Origin of the sequence: Actinoallomurus sp. NPDC050550 (genome assembly GCF_040655075.1) — a bacterium.
Lineage (GTDB): Bacteria > Actinomycetota > Actinomycetes > Streptosporangiales > Streptosporangiaceae > Actinoallomurus.
In genome coordinates this window covers 24896-44564 of sequence record NZ_JBFAJC010000022.1, presented here as the reverse complement: position 1 = coordinate 44564, position 19669 = coordinate 24896, and the positions used below count along the sequence as shown (strand labels likewise).

Genomic DNA, 19669 nt, shown 5'->3' with positions numbered 1-19669 from the left:
ACACCTGAAAACGCCTATTTCCGGCGCCCTTGACGGCCCCGTGGCAGCGCCCGGCACCGCCTTAACGCCGTTCTAACGCCCGCCACGGCGTGCGGCTCACGAGCGGGCGACGCGCAGGAGGTGGACGGCGGGCTCGGGAAGTTCGCGGCCGCGCGGCCACACCGCCCGCAGCACCCGGTCGAGCCGCAGCTCGCTGGGCACCTCGACGAGCCGTCCCGCCGCGACCTCATCCGCGACGACCAGGGCGCTGAGCACGGCCGGCGCCGTGCCGGCCATGGCGGCGGCGCGCAGCGGGGCGGTCGCGCCGAGTTCGAGGGCGGGCTCGGCCGGCCCCCCGTACGACGCCAGCGCGGCCTCGAACGTCTCACGGGTACCCGACCCGGCCTCCCGCAGGAGCAGCGGCGTGCTCGCCAACTCGACCGGACGCAACGGCCGGCGCTTGCGCGCCCACGGGTGCCCCGGCACGACGACGATCACGAGACGGTCCCGGCCGACGGCGCGGCTGTGCAGGTCGCGCGGTGCGCCGCGCCCCTCGATGAAGCCCAGGTCCGCCTCGTCCGCCCGCAGGCGCTCGATCACGTGGGTGCTGTTGGCGACGTTCAGCTCGACGTGGACGCCCGGTGCGGCCTCGCGCAGCGCCACGAGCCAGCCGGGGACGAGGTGCTCGGCGATCGTGAGGCTGGCCGACACCCGGAGGCGGTCCTCCTGGCGGGAGCGCAACGCGGCGACGCCCTCGACGAGCGCGTTCGCCTGGACGAGGACGGCGCGCGCCCAGTCGGTGACCACCGCCCCGGCCGAGGTCAGCCGGGAGCCGCTGGTCGAGCGCACGAGGAGCCGCACGCCCAGCCGCCGCTCCAGCGTGCGCATCCGGGCGCTGGCCGAGGGCTGGCTGATGCCCTGCCGGGCGGCGGCCTGGCCCAGGCTGCCGGTCTCGGCGACGGCCACCAGCAGTTCCAGCGCTTCCAGGTCGGGCAGCCGTGTGGTCATAGGGGAACTCTATGACGTGACAGGGAAATGGCTGCTACTGCGGGGGCCGTCCAGGGCCGATGCTGGAAGTCATGTCGATCTCCACGCCGCACCATCCCACAGCCGGGTGGCCGAGCGGAGCGTCCCCCGACGGGCGGGCGGAGCCGGTCGGAGCGTCCCCCGACCGGCGGGCCGAGCCGGTCGGCGGCGCCACGCCGCCGCACGCGCCGGCCGCCGGATCGCCCCTGCTTCGGCGTGGGCGGACGCTGGCGCCGGGCATCGCGGCCAGTGCCCTCGCCGTGGCGGCGGCGTACGGCGTGCACCGGGTGGCCGGGGCGGTGCCGATGCTCACCGCGGCGCTCATCCTCGGCGTGCTCGCCGCCAACCTCGGGCTGCTGCCCACGGCGACGCGACCGGGCCTGCGCTTCGCCGCGACCAGGTTCATGCGCCTGGGAGTGGTGCTGCTGGGGCTGCAGGTGTCGTTCGGGGACATCCTCGCCCTGGGCGCGCAGACGATCGTCATGGTGGTGACGGTGCTCGTGGTGACATTCACCGGCACGCGGTGGATGGGCCGCCGGCTGGGTCTGTCCGAACGCCTCTCCCTCCTCGTGGCGGCCGGCTTCTCGATCTGCGGCGCGTCGGCCGTCGCGGCGGTGGACGGCGCGCTCGGCACCCGTCCCGGCGATCCCGAAGCGGAACGCGAGACCGCCACCGCCGTCGGCCTCGTCACGCTGTGCGGCAGCCTGGCCATCGCCGTCCTGCCGCCCATCGCCCGCCTGCTGGGCCTGTCGCCGTACGACGCGGGCCGCTGGATCGGCGCCAGCGTGCACGACGTCGGCCAGGTCGTCGCCACGGCGGCCATCGCGGGTTCGGCGGCGCTCGTCCCGGCGGTCGCGGTCAAACTGGTCCGGGTGGTCATGCTCGCGCCGATCGCCGCCGGGGTCGCGCTGCGCACCCGCCGGGGCGCCCGCGCCGACGGGCGAGGCCGGCCCGCGGTGCTCCCGCTGTTCGTGATCGGGTTCCTGGCCACGATGGCGCTCCGCTCGACGGTGACCGTCCCGCACGGCGCCCTGTCCGCCGCGACCGTCGCCCGCGACGTGCTGTTCGCGGCCGCCCTGTTCGGTCTCGGCAGCGCCGTACGCCTGCGGGAGCTCGCGCGGACCGGCCGCCGCGCCCTCCTGCTCGGACTGACGTCCTGGGCGCTGATCGCCGGCATCTCCTACGCGGGCGTCCTGCTCACCTCCAGATAACGGGATATCGGCCGAAGTCCCGGGAGCACCGGCGCCGACTGCGACCGCTGGCCGGCGCGCTAAGGGAGCGTTAAGAAATCCGTCGCCGACGGTACCGGCGCGTTAGGACGAGACGGGCCGGGAACGCCCGGCATGAAGATCGCTTCATATCCGCATCACAGGCATGACGGGCGATGAGGCGATGAGCGTGGTGACGTCGGGCGGTCCGGCACTGATCAAGGCCCGGGAATCAAGCCCCGACCCGGCCGTGCGCCGACGGTCCCGGGCGACGACACCGCAGCGGATCTGGGCGCTGACCATCACCGTGGCGGTCCTCGCCATGGTCCTGGCCGCCGTGGTCACGCAGGGGATCACCGGGGTACGCGGCGGGCTGCGGGACATCGGGCATCGCTCCGGTCCGCAGGTGGTCGCGACGTCGGACGCCTACTTCGCGCTGAACGACATGGACGCCCAGGTCGCCAACGTGCTGCTGGTCGGCGACGAGCGGAACCTCGGCGTCGGCCGGGACAAGGCGCTGGGCATCTACGAGCAGCGTCGCCGGCAGGCCGACGCGGACCTCCAGCAGGCCGCGGCCGTCGGCGCCGGAGATCCCGCGGCGCAGCGGGCGATCCGCACGGTGCTGGACGCCCTCGGCAGGTACGAGGCCCTGACCGCCCAGGCCATCCTCGTGGACGGCGACGTCCACCACGTGGCGGGCCGGCCGTCGCCGACCGCGTTGGGGCTGTACCGGCAGGCCACCGATCTACTCAAGAACCAACTGCTGCCCGCCGCGGCCGGCCTGACAGAGGCTAACTCCGGCGCGCTGGAACACTCCTACCAGGCGAAGCACGCGCAAGCGGTGCGGACCGCGGTCTTGACCGCACTGACCGGCGCCGCCCTGATCGGCGTGCTGATCGGGCTGCAGATCATGCTCACCCGTCGTTTCCGGCGACGGTTCAATCCGTTCCTGCTGCTCGCCACGCTGGTCACCGGAATGACGCTGGTCGCGGGGGTGACCACGCTCACCGGCGCGGCCGGGCATCTGCGGGCGGCGAAGAAGGACGCCTTCGACTCCGTTCTGGCGCTCTCGCAGGCGCGCGCGGTCGGGTACGACGCCAACGCCGACGAGAGCCGTTACCTGGTCGACCCCTCGCGCCGGCCGGAATACGAACAGGCGTTCCTGGCCAAGACCCAGCAACTCGCGGCGCTGCCGTCGGTGACCACGCCGGCCGGCTACCCGACCGCGCTGCGCCAGGCGTGGAACGCCTACGGCGCCGATCACACGGACATCGGATGGGGTGGATACCTGGGGACCGAGTTCCGCAACATCACCTTCCCCGGTGAACGAGACCTCGCCGAGCGGACGCTGTCCGCGTTCCTCACCTACCAGCAGGACGACTCGACGATGCGGGCGCTGGCCGGCCGGGGCAGGCTCCACGACGCGATCCGGTTCAACACGGCATACACGCCCGGAAACTCCAACTACGACTTCGACCAGTACGACAAGAACCTGACCGCGCTGATCGACCTCAACCGGTCCCACTTCGCCACGTCGATCCGTGCCGGAGAGAAGGACCTGAGCGGCTGGAGCCTCATCCCCTGGGCCGTCGCGCTCGGCGTGGCGGGCATCGCGTTCGCCGGCGTACGCCCGCGTCTCGCCGAATACCGGTGATGCATTAATTTCACGGATCCTTAGCGCCACACGCCGCGCTCCGGGACCCGCAATTGCAATATCGTTTACCTCGTCACATTTCGGGGTGAATCAGGGGGTTGCACCGTGAGTCCGGATCCGAATTCGGGGAGTGGGTACGACGTGGCCGCTGAGCCGGAACGGCTTTGTCGGCTCGGCCGGGACCTGGAATTCAACGTCGGCACCTATTTCGAGCATGCGTCGAGCGATATCCCGGTGGTGCGGGCTACCGAGCAGGGCCTGTTCACCTCGACCTGCTACGAGTTCGCGGTGGCCTATGTGGAGGCGGTCGAGTTCATGGAAGAGGAGCTCAAAACGAAGAGGAACCACCTCGCGCAGATCCACCAGAGGCTCTGCCTGTCGGGTGCCGCCTGGGCCGCCGCCGAGGACAAGAGCACCATCAGATCAATATGACGGGAGAACGGGGGAATCGCCGGTGAGTACGAGTTCACTGGCCGCCGGGAGCGCACTGAGCGCCGTCACGGCCGCGGCCTTCGTCATTCCCGCGGCATGGCCGCTGGTGGCCGAGATGTTCGAGGACCAGTGCGATCCGGAGGCGATACTCGACAGCGCGAAGAAGTGGTGGGGCATACGCGATGACCTCAGCGATGCCAGGAACACCGTGCGCAGCACGGTCGCCGGACTCACGCCCGAGGAATGGAAGGGCGACGACCGAGCCGCCTTCGAGCGCAAGATGGAAGACTACGAGGCGCAGATCGCATTCGAGATGGCCATGGCGACGGTCGTGGCAGTGGCCATGTTCATCCTCGCGGCGATGCTCTTCATCCTCATCACGCTCATGGTGATCATCGCGGCCGTCATGCTCTGGAACATGGCGTACGTTCTCCTGGCGATGGCCGGCCTGTTCACCGTCGCCGCCGCCGAGGCGACCGCGTCCCAGGCCGCCGTGACGTGCTTCACCTACCTGGACCGGCTCGACACGCTCGAAGAGCGCATCGCCAAGGGGCTCGCCGGCGTCGTCGGCGCGGGCATGGCCGTGGACGTCGGCGGACAGCTGTTCAACGGCAACGACAAGGTGCTGGGCGACCTCCTGCACGGCGCCCTCGACAGTGTCGACAACCTCCTGTCGGGGACTCTCTCCCGCCTGGAGCGCGACCTCAACAAGTCGCTCATGAACGGCGCCAAGTGGCCCTTCGAGAAATTCGGCTTCACGCCCCGCACGTTCCCGCGAACGGCGGGAGCATGGGGAAATGCGACGACGTGGGGCGGAGACCTGTCGTTGACCTCCGGAAACATCAGCGACAATCTCCGCGATCGACTTGGCGACTATGACGACGGTCGATGGAATCGATGACACCTACGCCTGAGAGCGCTGATTCACACCATCAGCTGTAGGGCGATGGCGCATCCAAGGACGACGACGCGCAGCGGGTCGGACACATCGCCGAACGTGACATGGCATCGGCTGGGCGCGCCGCCGCCCTGCGGCGTGGTGACCGGGATCCGGCTGATCTGCGCGACTTCGACGCCACCGGAGTCGACGACGGAGTACCGCAGCGCCAACCGTCCCAATGGCCGTAGCTCGCCGAGCGCGCCTCGATGCGCGTCGACCAGCCGGAAGCGACCCCGGATGGGGTTACGCCACGCCTGCTCGGCCGCTCCCACCGGCGAGCCGTCCGGTCCGAGGACGCGGATCCGCCGCCGGGACGGACCGATCCGGCGGGCATCGGCGATCGAGAACAGCGGCTCGCCGGCCGCCCCCCGAACCTCCAGCCGATGTCCCAGCGGCCGCACCCCCTGCTTCCGATTGGCGAACGTGTAGCCGGCGCGGTACACCCGTTGCCATCGCGACAGCCCCGGCTCGTCGACGGTGGCCAGCACCGTGCCGTTTCCGTCGAACAGGGTCCCCTCCAGCTCCGAGGCACGGTTGGATCCGTTCACGTCGACGACAGCGCTCGCCAGCAGCTCACTCACCGAGCCTCCCGGGGCCGGGTCGATGTGGGACGGCTCAGCGCTCGACGCCGCGGCGCAGCCGTTCCACGAGGGTCAGCATCTCCTGTCCGGTGGACTCGACGACCGCGGACACTCCGTGCAGCGCCCGCCGCATCGCCTCCGGATCCGGCTTGGCCGCCTCGGGCTCGAAGTCGATACCGAACAGCTCACGGGCCGCTTCCTGCTTTCGCCCCGCGAGGTCGCGCATGGCCTGCCGCGTGAGCTCCCGGATGGTCTCGGCCAGTTCTTCCGAACCGAGCCTCATCGCGCGCGGGTCGATGCGCAGCTCCGACAGCCCTTCGTCGGGAGAGAACGAAAGTCGTATCCTGCCGTCGGCGGTCTCGGCGTGTCCGACCAGACCGGAAATCCGGCGCTGCAGTTCAGCCGCTTTCGACGCCTGATCCTGAGCCTGGTCGGCCAGGCCGGCAATGTCCAGGCCGAACACCTTGCCCACGTCGGGCAGTTCCACGACGCCTCCTGTCCACGTTCGTCGAGCGGCTGCACGGAGAGTACGGCTGTTACCTTTCGCGCGCCTGTCGTGCGCCGTCCGTTGCCACCGGAAATCCAGGGTGGACGACAAAGACTATGAGCCGTTCGGTTGCCGCAAAAGGCGCTGGTACGCGGCCATGACGTTTGCAACTAAATTCTTGACAGATTCCTAACATCAATGGTGATGTGAAGCCGTCGGCGCCCTGTCGGCCGGTGCCTCGCGCTCAGCCGACGTCGCGGACGAGGAGGTCCGTCTCGGTCTCGCGGCGGATCAGCAGGCGGCTCTCTCCGGCCCGCACGCCGACGACGGGTGGCCTGGGAACCAGGTTGTAGTTGGAGGCCATGGAGTGGTGGTAGGCGCCCGTGGAGGCGCTGGCGAGCAGGTCTCCCGGGCGCAGGTCCGCCGGGAGCTCCGCGTCCTCGACGAGCACGTCGCCCGCCTCGCAGTGCCGTCCGGCGACGGTGACGAATCGGTGCCCTGGAGCGGCGCGCCGGCCGACCAGCCGTATCGAGTAGCGGGCGCCGTACAGGCTCGGCCGCGGGTTGTCGCTCATGCCGCCGTTGACGGTGACGAAGACACGGCCGGCCGCGGTGTGCTTGACCCCGAGAACCCGGTAGAGGGTGACGCCCGCGCGGGCGCTGATGGCACGGCCCGGTTCGAGGGTGACCCGTGGCAGGGGGAGCCGGTGGGAGTCGCAGGCCGACCGGAGCGCGGTGATCAGGGGTTCGGCCAGGGTGCGCGGGTCGAGGCCGTGTTCGCCCTGCAGGTACGGTACGGCGAAGCCGCCGCCCAGATCGAGGTGGGGCAGCACCACGCCGTGTTCGTCCCGTGCGGCCGCGAGCAGGCTCGCCATCCGGCGGGCGGCCTGCTGGTAGGCGGTGATGCCGGTGATCTGCGATCCGATGTGGCAGTGCAGGCCGGTCAGGGCGAGTGCGGGCTGGGCGAGGACCCGGCGCACGGCTTCGGCGGCGGCGCCGGACGCCAGGGAGAAGCCGAATTTCTGCTCCTCGCCGCCGGTCGCCACGGCCGGGTGGGTCTTCCCGTCCACACCAGGGGTCACACGGATCAGCACCTGCTGGGCGGGCCCGTCCCGGCCGGTGAGGGCGGCCAGCCGGGTGATCTCGGAGGGACAGTCGACGACGATGCGGCTCACGCCGTACGACAGGGCGGCTCGCAGGTCCTCCGGGGTCTTGCCGTTGCCGTGCATGAGGATCCGCTCCGCCGGGAACCGCGCCGATCGCGCCACGGCGAGTTCGCCGGCCGAGCAGACGTCGAGCGCGAGCCCTTCCTCGGCGATCCACCGGGCCATGGCGCGGCACAGGAAGGCCTTGCCGGCGTAGGCGATCTCGGCGTCCGGGAACGCGTGGCGGAAGTCCCGGCAGCGTTGCCGTACGTCGAGTTCGTCCATGACGTGGACCGGGCTGCCGTATCGCTCGGCGATGTCGCTCAGCCGCACGCCGCCGACCATGACGTCGCCGTCCGGGGTGGCCCGTGCCGTCGCCGGCCAGATCGCGTGGTCGAGCGTGCTCCGTTCCCGGGTCAGAACCATCGGATTCCCCTCCTAAAGGATCTCGCGCAGCAGCAGGCAGGTGCTGGTCTGTTCGGCGCCCCGGTGGCGCAGGGCGCGCAGTTCCGCGTTGAGCTCGTCGAGACTCGCCGTGGTGAGGCGGATCTCGTAGTCGCAGTCGCCGCTGAGCGACCAGACGCCCCGTACGGCCGGCCGGTCGCGCAGCCAGGTCTCGAACGACTCCGGCGGCACCTGGTCCGCCATGCGGACCCGGACGATGGCGATCACCGCCACGGCCTGCAGCCCGGCGGTCATCGGTCCACCGCCTGCGCCGTCGCCGGCCTGGGGACGTTCCGCACCGGCGTCGGCCGGTTGACGTCGGCGGCGACCAGCATCGGGTCGAGCTGGATCCGATCGATCCCCAGCGGGGACAGGAGACCGCGCAGAGCGTGCTCGCTCAGCCGGATCCATTCCTGCGCCGGCCCGGAAGCCGCTCGCAGGGCCGCCAGACCGGTGAAGGCCACCCCGACACGCGGGCCGGCGGGAAGCCGCGCGGTCAACGGCGTCAACGTGCCCGCCGAGGAACGGCGGACCGGGACGAAGAGCGGATCAGGGGACTCATTGAACTCTTCCATAACCTTGTGCTTTCTTTCACAAGCAGCCGACGACCTCACGGTAGGCCCAGGAAGAGGCGATGTGAGGTCCCGCTACGGGATCCGCACATGGGGGATGTCATCCCTAACGTCGCCTTAATGTCCGAATCCCGCGACGGTTGACCCTGACGCAGGGGCAACCTCTCAGCATCGTTGGCATGACCACGAAAGCCGATGAGAGCGGCGACAGGACGATGCGGCACTTCACGGTCCACCACGACGGCGTCACGATCCCGGTGTCCCGCGGCGGCCGGGGACGACCGCTGGTCCTGTGCCCTGGACTGAACTCGACACAGGCCGACCTGCGCGAGCTGACGGAGCTGCTGCGGCGCGACCACGACGTGGTGACCTTCGACCTGCGGGGCCATGGCCTCGCCTCGGCCGCCGACCGGTACTCCTTCGAGGCGTTCCTCGGCGATCTCACCGCCGTGCTGGCGGAGCCGGCACGCCTCGGCCTGCCCTCACCGCCCGTGCTCGTGGGCTACTCGCTGGGCGCGGACCTGGCCGTGCACTATGCCACCGAGCATCCCGGCACCGTCGCCGAACTCGTACTCATCGACGGGGCGAACCCGGTGCCCGAACCGTTCATCACCGAGGCCGACCTGCCGGAGTTCCGCGCGATGTGGGAGGACCTGGCGACCCGGCATGAGGCCCTGCGGGGCACCGCGTGTCAGGTGTTGCTCACCGCCCAGGAGATCCTCGACCTGAATGTCGAGATCGATGTTGTTCGGTCCGGGATCCTCGACCGGTACCGGAAGATCGACCGGCCCATCAGCATGATCATGTCGACCTCGATGGCCGGCGACAGCGGCGATCGGCGTACGACGCGGTACAACCAGAACTGGCGTGCCGGCGTCGAGCGGCTCGTCCGCGAGCAGCCGCACGTCTCCACGTCCTGGCTCGACGCCGATCACCGGCTGGTCTTCACGCACGCCCCGGAGATCGCCCAGATCATCCGGAGACCACAAGGCCCGGCCGGCCAGGCCACTTCTTGAACAGCTCCTGGGAGAGTGGTCCGATGCTGACCATCGGCGAGCTGGCGTCGTACGCCAGAGTCACGGTGCGCGCGGTGCGGCACTATCACTCCAAGGGGCTGCTGCCGGAGCCGGAGCGGGACCGCTCCGGCTACCGGAGGTACGATGCCGCCGCCGTGGTCGAGCTGATCAAGATCCGGACCCTCGCCGAGGCAGGCGTGCCACTGGCGCGTGTGCGGGAGCTGCTGCAGGCAGACGAGGAGGAGTTCGCCGCGGCGGTCGCCGACATCGACGAACGGCTCCATGCGGAAATCCGGGAGCGGCAGCGGCACCGGGAGCGGATCGCTCGGCTCGCCGCCGGGGACAACCTGGTGTTGCCACCGGAGGTGGTCGAGTTCCTCGACCGACTTCGGGCACTCGGCGTCGACGAGCGGATCGTCCAGGTCGAGCGCGACGGCTGGATCCCGCTGGCCGCGCGCTCACCCGAGCGAGTCCCGGAGTGGATGGCACGCAAACGGGAGCAGCTCGCCGATCCCCAGCTCATCGGCTTCTACCTCACCCTGGGCCGGGCTCTCGACCAGGCCGACGACGACTCACGTCTGGTCGAGCTGGCCGACGAGCTGGCCGCCTACATCGCGCAGCTGGCCGACGAGCAGGGCGAGGACTACGTCGACGACACCGACATCGAGCCACCGTTGGTCACGCTGATGGACACACTGGCGTTCGACGCCTTGCCGCCGGCCCGTCGACTGATCGAGTTGCTGAAGGAGCGAGGCTGGACCGGCTGGACCAAGCTCGAGCGCGCGGACCCGACACGCGCCGGTTCGAGCAGCCTCAGGTCAGCACGATGATCGAGGCGACCGTCCCGGCGTACAGCCCGGCCCAGCAGCCGATGAAGGGGCCGGAGAACCGGCCGGTACGACGTACGGCGATCACGGCGAGGATCGCACCACCGAGCGCGGCGAACGCGGCGAACCGGGCGGGGGCAGTCAGGTGCCAGTCGGTGAACGCCATCCCGACCGCGACGGGCAGCATCGACTGGAAGACCATGGCGCCGGTGATGTTGCCCAAGGCGAGGGTGTCCTTGCCCTGCCGGATCCACAGCACGCTGTTGATCTTCTCCGGGAGTTCGGTCGCCAGTGGGGCGACCAGGAGCGTCAGGACCAGGGGGTTGACGCCGAGGGCGTGGGCGAGGCGCTCGATCACGGTGACGAACAGCTCCGCGCCGCCGACCAGCAGGGCGACGCCTGCGATCGTCTGCGCGATGATCTGGTATGCCCGTGGCGCAGCGTCCTTGTCGAGGCTGAAGTACAACGGGCCGGGCAGCTCCTCCTCGCCGCCATGCCGCCTGGCCCGGGCGATCGTCGTGGCCAGGTACGCCCCGTACACGGCGACCAGCAGCACCGCGCCGATGACGTGCAGTGGGCGGGAGCGGACGTTGCCGATCACGATGGCGATCGACAGCGTGCCGAGGAAGACGAGCAGGTCCCGGCTCATCGCCTGCCGGTCCAGCCGCAGGCCGGTCCCGTTCCGCCGGACCCGGTAGAACATCGCGGCCGCGCCGCGCCGCACAGCGCCATCGCCAGGGTGCCGAGCAGGAACGGCGCGCCGATGATCGCGCCGATCGCGATCGGGCCGCCCTGCTCGCCTCGGACGATCGCGACGATCGGTACGAGGGATTCGGGCATGGCCGTCGCCACGGCCGCCAGCACACTGCCGACCGCTCCATGACCGAGGTCGAGGCGTATCCCCGCCCATTCCACCGCGTTGGTGAACACGAGCGCACCGGCCACCAGCAGGGCGAAGCCGGCCACGAGCAGCACACCGTCGAGCACGAGAGATGCCTTTCCACCGTCCACTCCGAAGCGAGTCGCGATCGCCGGTCAGGGCATGGCGTTTCGGGAATCTCCGATCGGGGTGAGGCGGAAGCGCAGCCGGCAGACGACCGCGTCGGTGTCGCGGCGCAGCGCGTGCGCGAGCACGGCCCCGCGCTGGTTCTGCAGGATCCGCTGCCAGGCGTGCGCCGGTTCGACCTCGGGGATCAGGACGAACACGTGCGGCTCGTCGACGCCGCGGACGTACTCGACGATCGGTTCGACGAGGCGACGGTGGTCGTCGTTGACCAGGGTCAGGTTGACGTCCGGGGCCCAGCGTTCCCACGCCTCGATGAAGTTCTTGGTGTCTTCGGGCTCGTCGGGGTGCGTGACGCGCACGGCGACGACCCGGTCGCCGATGGACAGCGCGGCCGACATCGCCTCTTGGGTGAGCCGGTTGACCGCTCCGATGGGGACGATCACGAGGGCGCGACGGGGACGCGGACGCGCGGGGACCCGGCTCATCTCGAGCCGTTCCCCGATGCGGTCGTAGGCGCGGTGGATGGCCGCCATGAGCGCGACCATCAGCGGCATCGTGACGACGATCAGCCAGCCGCCCTCGCTGAACTTGGTGGCGGTCACGATGATCGCGGCGAGCGCGGTGAGCAGGGCGCCGAAGCCGTTCAGCGCGGCACGCGGGCGCCACCCGGCGGGTTGCTCGGTCCACCAGTGCCGGACCATGCCCGCCTGCGACAGGGTGAAGCCGACGAAGACGCCGATGGCGAACAGCGGCACCAGCGTGTTCATGTCGCCGCCGGTGCCGATGAGCAGCAGGGCGGCGGTGGCGGTCAGGAAGGCGATGCCGTAGCGATGGACCTGCCGCTCGGCCCGCAGGGCGAACAGGTGCGGCAGGTTGTTGTCCTTGGCCAGGAGCTGGGCGAGGACGGGCATGCCGCCGAACGAGGTGTTGGCGGCGAGGGCGAGGAGCACCACCGTGGAGAACTGGACGACGTAGTACCCGATCCCGTGCCCGAGCGAGCCGGCGGTGACCTGGGACAGGATCGTGACGCCGTGGACCGGGCGGATGTGGAACCGCACGATGAGCGCGGCGATGCCGATCAGCATCAGGCCGAGGATCGCACCGAGCGCGACCTCGGCGCGCTGGGCCCGTTTTACCCGGGGGGTGCGGAAGGTGGGCACCGCGTTGGCGATGGCCTCGACGCCCGTCAGCGCCGCGCATCCGTTGGCGAAGGCCCGCAGCAGCAACAGCACCCCGACGGTCTGCAGCGTGTGCGCCTGCGCGGTGGCGTGCTCGACCGACACGGGGTGGTCCCGGAAGATCCCGACGACGATCACCGCGACGATGGAGAGGACGAAGAGCGCGGTGGGCGCAATGAACAGACGGGCGCTGTGCGCGATGCCCCGCAGGTTGATCGCGGTAACGAGCGCCAGGACCGCCAGGCACAGCCACACCGTGTACGGCAGCAGCGCGGGCACCGCCGAGGTGAGGGCCGCGACGCCCGCGGCGATCGACACCGCCACGTTCAACACGTAGTCGACGACCAGGGAGGCAGCGGCCACCAGCGATGACCTGCGCCCGAGGTAGGTCTTGGACACCCCGTACGCCCCGCCGCCCTCCGGGAAGGCCGCGATCACCTGCCGGTAGGACAGGGTGAGCACGCCCAGCAGCCCGGCGATGGCCAGGGTGACGGGGACGGTGTAGCCGAGGCCGGTGCCGCCCGCGACGGCCAGGACGATGACGATGGCCTCCGGGCCGTACGCGACCGACGCCATGGCGTCCAGTGACAGCGCGGCGAGCCCGCCGACGACCGACAACCGATGCCGGTCGGCCTCGTCCGGAGACCCGGGCCGGGGAGACCGCTTGCGCTCGGACAGCAGTGACATGGCAGAACCCTTAAGGCTGGAAGCGGTAGCCCATTCCGGGCTCGGTGAGCAGGTGCCGCGGATGCGCCGGATCGGATTCCAGCTTGCGGCGCAGCTGGGCCATGTACTGGCGCAGGTAGTTCGTCTTGCGCTCGTACGAGGGTCCCCAGACCTCGGTCAGGAGCCAGCGCTGGCTGATCAGCTTGCCCGGGTTGCGCAGCAGGATCTCCACCAGCCGCCACTGGGTGGGCGTGAGATGGACGTCGGGCGTGATCGTCTTGGCGGCCAGATCGACGAGGTGGTCGCCGATCTGGACGGTCGGCACCGGTTCCGCGGAGCCCGTACGGCGGCTGACGGCGCGGATGCGGGCGAGGAGTTCGTCCATTCCGAAGGGCTTGGTGACGTAGTCGTCGGCTCCGGCGTCCAATGCCGTGATCTTGTCCTCGGCGCCGCTGCGCCCGGACAGCACGATGATCGGCATCTTGCTCCAGCCGCGCAGCCCGTGAATGACGTCGACGCCGTCCAGGTCCGGCAGCCCCAGGTCCAGGACCACGACGTCGGGATGCCAGTCGGTGGCCCGTCTCAGCGCCTCGCTGCCGTCGGCGGCGGTCGCCACCTCGTACTGGCGCGCACGCAGGTTGAGCGTGAGCGCGCGGGCGATCTGTGGTTCGTCGTCGACGACGAGGACGCGTGTCACCGGCTCCGCCTTTCCCGTAGCGCGTCGACGTGCGAGGTGAGTGCCGGATCGGCCAGGTCGGGAGGGGCGACGGGCAGTGTGACGATCATGGTGAGGCCTCCTCCGGGCGTCTCTTCGGGGGTCACGGTGCCGTCCATCGCCTCCACCAGCCCGCGGGACAGGGCCAGGCCGAGACCGACGCCGGTGCCGTTGTCCCGGTCGCCGAGCCGCTGGAAGGGCTGGAAGACGCGGTCGCGGTCGGCCGGCGGGATCCCGGGTCCTCGGTCGATGACCCGGAGTTCGAGGTGGCCGGCGTGGGCGCTGGCCGTGATGAGCACCGGCTCGTCGGGTGGGCTGTGGTGCACCGCGTTGGAGATGAGGTTGACCAGGACCCGCTCCAGCAGGACCGGGTCGGCCAGCGCCTCGGTCAGGTCGTCGGGGATCTGAAGCCGTACGTCAGGGGCGTCGAGCTCGTCGACGGCGTACGGGACGATCTCCTGGACGGCGACGGGCTGGGCGGACACGCCGAGGGCTCCGGCCTGCAGGCGGCTCATGTCGAGGAGGTTGGCGACGAGACGGTCGAGCCGTACGAGGGACTCGTCGGCGGTGTCGAGCAGCTCGTCGCGTTCCTCGTCGGACCAGGAGACGTCGTCGGCGCGCAGGCTCTCCACCGCGGCCTTGGCGGAGGCCAGCGGGGACCGCAGGTCGTGGCTGACCGCCGTGAGCAGCGCGGTCCGGAGCCGGTCGGCCTCGGCCAGCGGGCGGGCCTGCTCGGCCTCCTCGCTGAGGCGCCGCTGACGCAGCGCGACGGCCGCCTGGGCGGCGAACGCCTCGAGCACGCGCCGGTCGGCGGCCGACGGAGTCCGGCCGCGCAGGACGAGTGCCAGGTCGTCGTCGACCGGGATGTCGGCGTCGCCGTCGTCGGGGGTACAGGTCGGTTCGCCGCCGACGGTGGCGATGATCCGCCAGCAGTCCGGGTCGCGCTGGCGATGGGGGGTCAGCGGCGCCTCCGGGCGGCGTTCCAGCAGCGTCACCGACGTGAGGGCGAAGGTGACCCGGAGGCGTTCCAGCAGGTCGTTCAGCGCGCCGTGGTGGCGTCCGTCGGCGTCCCAGCCACGCAGGACACTGCCGGTCAGGTCGGACAGCAGTTCGGCGTCCGCGCTCGCGCGGGCCGCCTCGCGGGTCCGCCGGGCCGCGATCTCCACCACGACGCTGACCGCGATTCCTACGAGGACGTAGGCGACGAGCGCGAGGACGTTCTCGTGCTGGTTGATCGTGAACTTGTAGAGCGGCGGGGTGAAGTAGTAGTTGAGCAGCAGCGAGCCGAGGACGGCGGCGAACAGCGCGGGGTAGATGCCGCCGGCGAGGGCGACGCCGACCACGGCGACGAGGAAGAGCAGGATGTCGCTGGGCAGGGAGAGCTGGCCGCGCAGGCTCGCCAGAAGCAGTGTGAGAAGGGGCAGGCCGGCGGCGGCCACGATGAAGCCGGCGGCCTGACGGCGCCGGGTGATGCCACCGGCGCGGCGGGTGCGCAGCCGGGGCTTGTTCACCTCCTCGTGGGTGACCAGATGGACGTCGATCGGCCCGGACAGCGCCGTGGTGGTGACGCCGACGCCGCGGGAGAACAGCTGGGCGAACCGGCCGCGCCTGGAGGCACCAAGGACGAGCTGGGTGGCGTTGACACCGCGGGCGAAGTCGAGCAGGGCGTTCGGGATGTCGTCGCCGACGACCTGGTGGTACGTGCCGCCCAGGCTCTCGACGAGCGCGCGCTGGCGGGCCAGGTTGGCGGGGCTCGCGCCGGTCAGCCCGTCGCCGGTGGTGACGTGGACGGCGAACAGGTCGGCGCCCTTGGCCCGGTCGGCGATGCGGGCCGCCCGCCGGACGAGGGTGTCGCCCTCAGGGCCTCCGGTGAGCGCGACGACGACGCGCTCCCGCGCCTCCCACGTCGTGTGGATGTCGTGGTCGGCGCGGTACCGGTCGAGCTGGTCGTCGACCTTGTCGGCCAGCCACAGCAGGGCCAGTTCGCGCAGCGCGGTGAGGTTGCCGACGCGGAAGTAGTTGGCCAGCGCGGCGTCGATCTTCTCCGGCTGGTAGACGTTGCCGTGCGCCATCCGGCGGCGTAGCGCCTCGGGCGCCATGTCGACCAGTTCGACCTGGTCGGCGCGCCGGACGACCTCGTCGGGCACGGTCTCCCGCTGGGGGATGCCGGTGATCTGCTCGACGACGTCGTTGACCGAGTCGAGGTGCTGGATGTTGACCGTGGTGATCACGTCGATGCCGGCCTCGAGGATCTCCTCGATGTCCTGCCAGCGCTTCTCGTTTCGGGATCCCGGGATGTTCGTGTGCGCGAGCTCGTCGATCAGCGCGACCCTGGGCGCGCGGGCGATGACGGCATCGGTGTCGAGCTCGGTGAACGTCGTTTCCCGGTACGCCATGGTCTTGCGGGGAACGGCCTCCAGACCCTCCAGCAGTTCTATGGTGCGGGGCCGGCCATGGCATTCGACGTAGCCGACGACCACGTCGGTGCCCCGGTCGTGGCGCCGGTGCCCCTCGGACAGCATGGCGTAGGTCTTACCGACACCCGGCGCGGCGCCGAGATAGACGCGCAAGCGCCCCCGGGTCATCTCGCCTCACCTCCTCGTCTGCGGGGGAACGGCGTGCCGTGCGCTCCCACGCACGGCACACCGGATGCCCGCCGTCATCCACGGAACGGGTACTTCTTGTCGAGCTCGACGTTGAGCTGCAGGACGTTGACGCGGGGCTCGCCGATGAAGCCGAGCGTCCGGCCGTCCTCGTTGTCCTTGATCGCGGACAGGACCTGCGCCTCGGTGATGCCTCGGGCCTTCGCGACCCGGGCGGCCTGCAGCCGCGCATAGGCGGGAGAGATGTGCGGGTCCAGGCCGCTGCCGCTGGCGGTGACCGCGTCCGCGGGCACCTGCGGGGTGGCGGGGGCGGTGCCGCGGATCGGCACGATCTCGCCCGCGGAGTAGTCCGCTCCGGCCTTGGCGCACTCGACGGCGACGCCCTTGTACGTGGCGAGGAACGGCTTGGTCACCACGCCGCACTGCTCGTTGACGCTGACGACGCGGGTGGGCCGGGTCACGTGGCCCGAGCGGTCGCGGGGGCCGATGACCGACAGGACCGCGCCGACGCCGCCCGGGGTGCAGAACGGGCGGGCGCCACTGACGCCCTCGAGCTCGCCGACCGCCCTGCTGCGGGAGCACACCTGGGTGAGCAGGCTGTCCCGGGCGGTCTTGGCGGTGATCTCGTCCGCCTTCTTGGCCGGGTTCTTCGGGAGGGTGTCGACGATGTCCTCCGGGCCCAGGTTGCTCGCGGCCGTGGAGGTCGGGTCGTAGCCCGTTCCGGCGTTGGACGGGCGGCTCTGGACGTACTGCTTGAGCGGGTTCCCGTCCTTGTCGGTGAAGGCCTGGCCGATGAGCCGGCTGCCGACGACCTTGCCGTCCGCGCCCTTGATCATCGAGCCTTCGGCCCGGTCGTGCAGGCCGGGGATGAGGGCGACGGCCCAGACCGCGAGCGGATAGATCACCCCAGTGATCACCGTCAGGACGAGCAGGGCGCGGACCGCGGCGAGATGCTGGCGAATCCAGGTGGGCAGGCGCATGTCAGGACATCCCCGGAAGGAACATGATGAGTAGATCGATGAGCTTGATGCCGATGAACGGCGCGATGATGCCGCCGAGCCCGTAGACGTACAGGTTGCGGGACAGCAGCTTGGACGCGCTGCTCGGGCGGTACTTCACGCCGCGCAGGGCGAGCGGGATCAACGCGATGATGATGATCGCGTTGAAGATGACGGCCGAGAGGATCGCCGACTGCGGGCTGTGCAGCCGCATGATGTTGAGCTTGTCGAGTCCGGGGTACACCGCCGCGAACATCGCGGGGATGATCGCGAAGTACTTGGCGATGTCGTTGGCGATCGAGAAGGTCGTCAGCGCGCCCCGGGTGATCAGCAGTTGCTTGCCGATCTCGACGATCTCGATGAGCTTCGTCGGGTTGGAATCGAGGTCGACCATGTTGCCGGCCTCTTTGGCGGCCGACGTACCGGTGTTCATGGCGACGCCGACGTCGGCCTGGGCGAGCGCGGGCGCGTCGTTGGTGCCGTCGCCGGTCATCGCGACGAGCTTGCCGCCCTCCTGCTCCCTCTTGATCAAGGCCATCTTGTCCTCGGGCTTGGCCTCGGCGAGGAAGTCGTCCACGCCGGCCTCGTCCGCGATGGCCTTGGCCGTCAGCGGGTTGTCGCCCGTGATCATGACGGTGCGGATGCCCATGCGGCGCATCTCGTCGAAGCGCTCGCGCATGCCCTCCTTGACGACGTCCTTCAGGTGGATGACGCCGAGCACGTGAGCCGTCGTCGCGCCGTTGTCACGGACGACCTCACCGACCACGAGGGGCGTGCCGCCGCTGGCCGAGATCCCGTCCACGATGTGGCCGACCTCGTCCGTCGGGTGACCACCGTTGTCGCGCACCCACTTCATCACCGCTGTCGCGGCGCCCTTGCGCAGCATCCTGCGCGTCTCACCCCCGTGGCTACGCCCCACCGCCCCCAGGCCCGGCGTGCCGTCGCCGTCCAGGTCGACCCCGGACATCCGGGTCTGGGCGGTGAACTCGATCCAGGTCGCGTGCGACAGTTCGCCCGGCGTGCGCTCCCGCAGGCCGTACGTCGTCTTGGCGAACACGACGATCGAGCGGCCCTCCGGCGTCTCGTCGGCGAGGCTGGACAGCTGGGCGGCGTCGGCGAGCGTCTGCTCGCTCACACCGTCCACCGGGGTGAACTCGGCGGCCTGCCGGTTGCCCAGCGTGATGGTGCCGGTCTTGTCGAGCAGCAGGGTGTTGACGTCGCCGGCCGCCTCGACGGCACGGCCGCTCATCGCGAGGACGTTGCGCTGGACGAGCCGGTCCATGCCGGCGATGCCGATCGCGCTCAGCAGCGCGCCGATCGTCGTCGGGATGAGGCAGACCAGCAGCGAGACCATGACGATGCCGGTGACGCCGTGCATGTTCAGCGCGAGCGAGTCCGGCACACCCGGCTGGTTCGCCTTGGAGAAGATCGCCAGCGGCTGCAGCGTCGCGACCGCCATCACGAAAATGATCGTCAGCGAGGCCAGCAGGATGTTGAGCGCGATCTCATTCGGCGTCTTCTGCCGGTTGGCGCCCTCGACCAGCGCGATCATCTTGTCGATGAAGCTCTCGCCGGGCTTCTGGGTGATCTTGACGATGATCTGGTCGGACAGCACCTTGGTGCCGCCGGTGACCGCGGACCGGTCACCACCGGACTCGCGGATGACCGGCGCCGACTCGCCGGTGATGGCCGACTCGTCGACGCTGGCGATGCCCTCGACGACGTCCCCGTCGCCGGGAATGACGCCGCCGGCCTCGACGACCACGTGGTCGCCCTGCTGGAGCTGCGGCGCGGGCACCGACTCCTCCCGGATCGCGCTCCCGGGCGTCCAGTCGATCAGGCGGCGGGCCATCGTGTCGGTCTTGGCCTTGCGCAGCGTGTCGGCCTGGGCCTTGCCCCGGCCCTCGGCGACCGCCTCGGCCAGGTTGGCGAAGATCACGGTCAGCCAGAGCCAGGCCACGATAAGCCAGGCGAACCAGCTCGGTTCGGCGACCGCCAGGATCGTCGACCATACGGCGCCGATCTCGACGATGAACATGACCGGGTTCCGCCACATCGTGCGCGGATCCAGCTTCTTGGCGGCGTCCGGCAGCGACGTGAGCAGCTGCTTGGGATCCAGGAGACCGCCCTGGACACGCCCGCCCGAGGGCTTCGGCGGCTCCGGCGCCTTCATCGGAGCTTCAGTGACCTGTG

19 protein-coding genes are annotated in these 19669 nt (G+C 70.6%); 6 read left to right on the top strand and 13 right to left on the bottom strand.

Annotated elements, in window-relative coordinates; translation table 11 throughout:
• Positions 1–96: 96 nt before the first annotated feature.
• Positions 97–987 (bottom strand): LysR substrate-binding domain-containing protein, encoded by an 891-nt coding sequence (locus tag AB0I04_RS28055; protein ID WP_360890547.1) that lies wholly within the window; start codon positions 985–987, stop codon positions 97–99.
• A 71-nt stretch (positions 988–1058) separates the two neighbouring features.
• Here AB0I04_RS28055 and AB0I04_RS28050 point away from each other — a divergent pair, with 71 nt between their 5' ends.
• From AB0I04_RS28050 to AB0I04_RS28035, 4 genes are all read left to right on the top strand, one after another.
• On the top strand, positions 1059–2216 hold the full coding sequence (locus AB0I04_RS28050) for a putative sulfate exporter family transporter (RefSeq protein ID WP_360890544.1): 1158 nt from the start codon (positions 1059–1061) through the stop codon (positions 2214–2216).
• Between the two features lie 163 nt (positions 2217–2379).
• A complete protein-coding gene (locus AB0I04_RS28045) occupies positions 2380–3867 on the top strand; it encodes a hypothetical protein (RefSeq protein WP_360890542.1) in 1488 nt (495 codons plus the stop codon).
• 141 nt (positions 3868–4008) lie between these two features.
• The gene (locus tag AB0I04_RS28040) at positions 4009–4299 is read left to right on the top strand and encodes a hypothetical protein (RefSeq protein ID WP_360890539.1); all 291 of its coding nucleotides are present in this window, start codon (positions 4009–4011) and stop codon (positions 4297–4299) included.
• Between the two features lie 22 nt (positions 4300–4321).
• A complete protein-coding gene (locus AB0I04_RS28035; protein WP_360890536.1) occupies positions 4322–5200 on the top strand; it encodes a hypothetical protein in 879 nt (292 codons plus the stop codon).
• Positions 5201–5223: 23 nt separating this feature from the next.
• Here AB0I04_RS28035 and AB0I04_RS28030 read toward each other — a convergent pair whose 3' ends face one another.
• The 5 genes from AB0I04_RS28030 to AB0I04_RS28010 form a co-directional block, all read right to left on the bottom strand.
• Positions 5224–5820 (bottom strand): hypothetical protein, encoded by a 597-nt coding sequence (locus AB0I04_RS28030; RefSeq protein ID WP_360890533.1) that lies wholly within the window; start codon positions 5818–5820, stop codon positions 5224–5226.
• Between the two features lie 34 nt (positions 5821–5854).
• Positions 5855–6307: a YbaB/EbfC family nucleoid-associated protein gene (locus AB0I04_RS28025; protein ID WP_360890530.1), complete on the bottom strand. Its 453-nt coding sequence runs from the start codon at positions 6305–6307 to the stop codon at positions 5855–5857.
• Positions 6308–6551: 244 nt separating this feature from the next.
• Positions 6552–7877, bottom strand: a complete 1326-nt coding sequence (gene lysA, locus AB0I04_RS28020; RefSeq protein ID WP_360890527.1) for a diaminopimelate decarboxylase — start codon at positions 7875–7877, stop codon at positions 6552–6554.
• Positions 7878–7889: 12 nt separating this feature from the next.
• Entirely contained in the window at positions 7890–8150 is a 261-nt protein-coding gene (locus tag AB0I04_RS28015; protein ID WP_360890524.1) for an Lrp/AsnC ligand binding domain-containing protein, read from the bottom strand.
• Positions 8147–8470 carry an SAV_915 family protein gene (locus AB0I04_RS28010; RefSeq protein WP_360890521.1) on the bottom strand — a complete coding sequence of 108 codons (324 nt, stop codon included), beginning with the start codon at positions 8468–8470 and terminating at the stop codon, positions 8147–8149. The genes AB0I04_RS28015 and AB0I04_RS28010 overlap by 4 nt, the downstream gene beginning before the upstream one ends.
• Positions 8471–8646: 176 nt before the next feature.
• Between AB0I04_RS28010 and AB0I04_RS28005 the strand changes: the two genes are divergently transcribed.
• Both AB0I04_RS28005 and AB0I04_RS28000 read left to right on the top strand, forming a co-directional pair.
• Entirely contained in the window at positions 8647–9483 is an 837-nt protein-coding gene (locus AB0I04_RS28005) for an alpha/beta hydrolase (RefSeq protein WP_360890518.1), read from the top strand.
• A gap of 23 nt (positions 9484–9506) precedes the next feature.
• Positions 9507–10313 (top strand): MerR family transcriptional regulator, encoded by an 807-nt coding sequence (locus AB0I04_RS28000; RefSeq protein WP_360890515.1) that lies wholly within the window; start codon positions 9507–9509, stop codon positions 10311–10313.
• Here the strand turns inward: AB0I04_RS28000 and AB0I04_RS27995 are convergent.
• From AB0I04_RS27995 to kdpB, 7 genes are all read right to left on the bottom strand, one after another.
• Positions 10297–11013 (bottom strand): hypothetical protein, encoded by a 717-nt coding sequence (locus AB0I04_RS27995; protein ID WP_360890512.1) that lies wholly within the window; start codon positions 11011–11013, stop codon positions 10297–10299. The genes AB0I04_RS28000 and AB0I04_RS27995 overlap by 17 nt on opposite strands.
• Positions 10956–11297: a hypothetical protein gene (locus AB0I04_RS27990; RefSeq protein ID WP_360890509.1), complete on the bottom strand. Its 342-nt coding sequence runs from the start codon at positions 11295–11297 to the stop codon at positions 10956–10958. Before AB0I04_RS27990 ends, AB0I04_RS27995 begins: the two co-directional genes overlap by 58 nt.
• Positions 11298–11345: 48 nt before the next feature.
• Positions 11346–13181 carry an APC family permease gene (locus tag AB0I04_RS27985; protein WP_360890502.1) on the bottom strand — a complete coding sequence of 612 codons (1836 nt, stop codon included), beginning with the start codon at positions 13179–13181 and terminating at the stop codon, positions 11346–11348.
• A gap of 10 nt (positions 13182–13191) precedes the next feature.
• The gene (locus AB0I04_RS27980) at positions 13192–13857 is read right to left on the bottom strand and encodes a response regulator (protein ID WP_360890499.1); all 666 of its coding nucleotides are present in this window, start codon (positions 13855–13857) and stop codon (positions 13192–13194) included.
• Complete coding sequence (locus tag AB0I04_RS27975) at positions 13854–16460, bottom strand: ATP-binding protein (protein WP_360890496.1); 2607 nt, start codon at positions 16458–16460, stop codon at positions 13854–13856. The genes AB0I04_RS27980 and AB0I04_RS27975 overlap by 4 nt, the downstream gene beginning before the upstream one ends.
• A gap of 74 nt (positions 16461–16534) precedes the next feature.
• Positions 16535–17458 (bottom strand): potassium-transporting ATPase subunit C, encoded by a 924-nt coding sequence (locus AB0I04_RS27970; protein WP_360890493.1) that lies wholly within the window; start codon positions 17456–17458, stop codon positions 16535–16537.
• Position 17459: 1 nt separating this feature from the next.
• Positions 17460–19649, bottom strand: coding sequence for a potassium-transporting ATPase subunit KdpB (gene kdpB, locus AB0I04_RS27965; protein ID WP_360890837.1), 2190 nt, complete (start codon positions 19647–19649; stop codon positions 17460–17462).
• Positions 19650–19669: the final 20 nt, after the last annotated feature.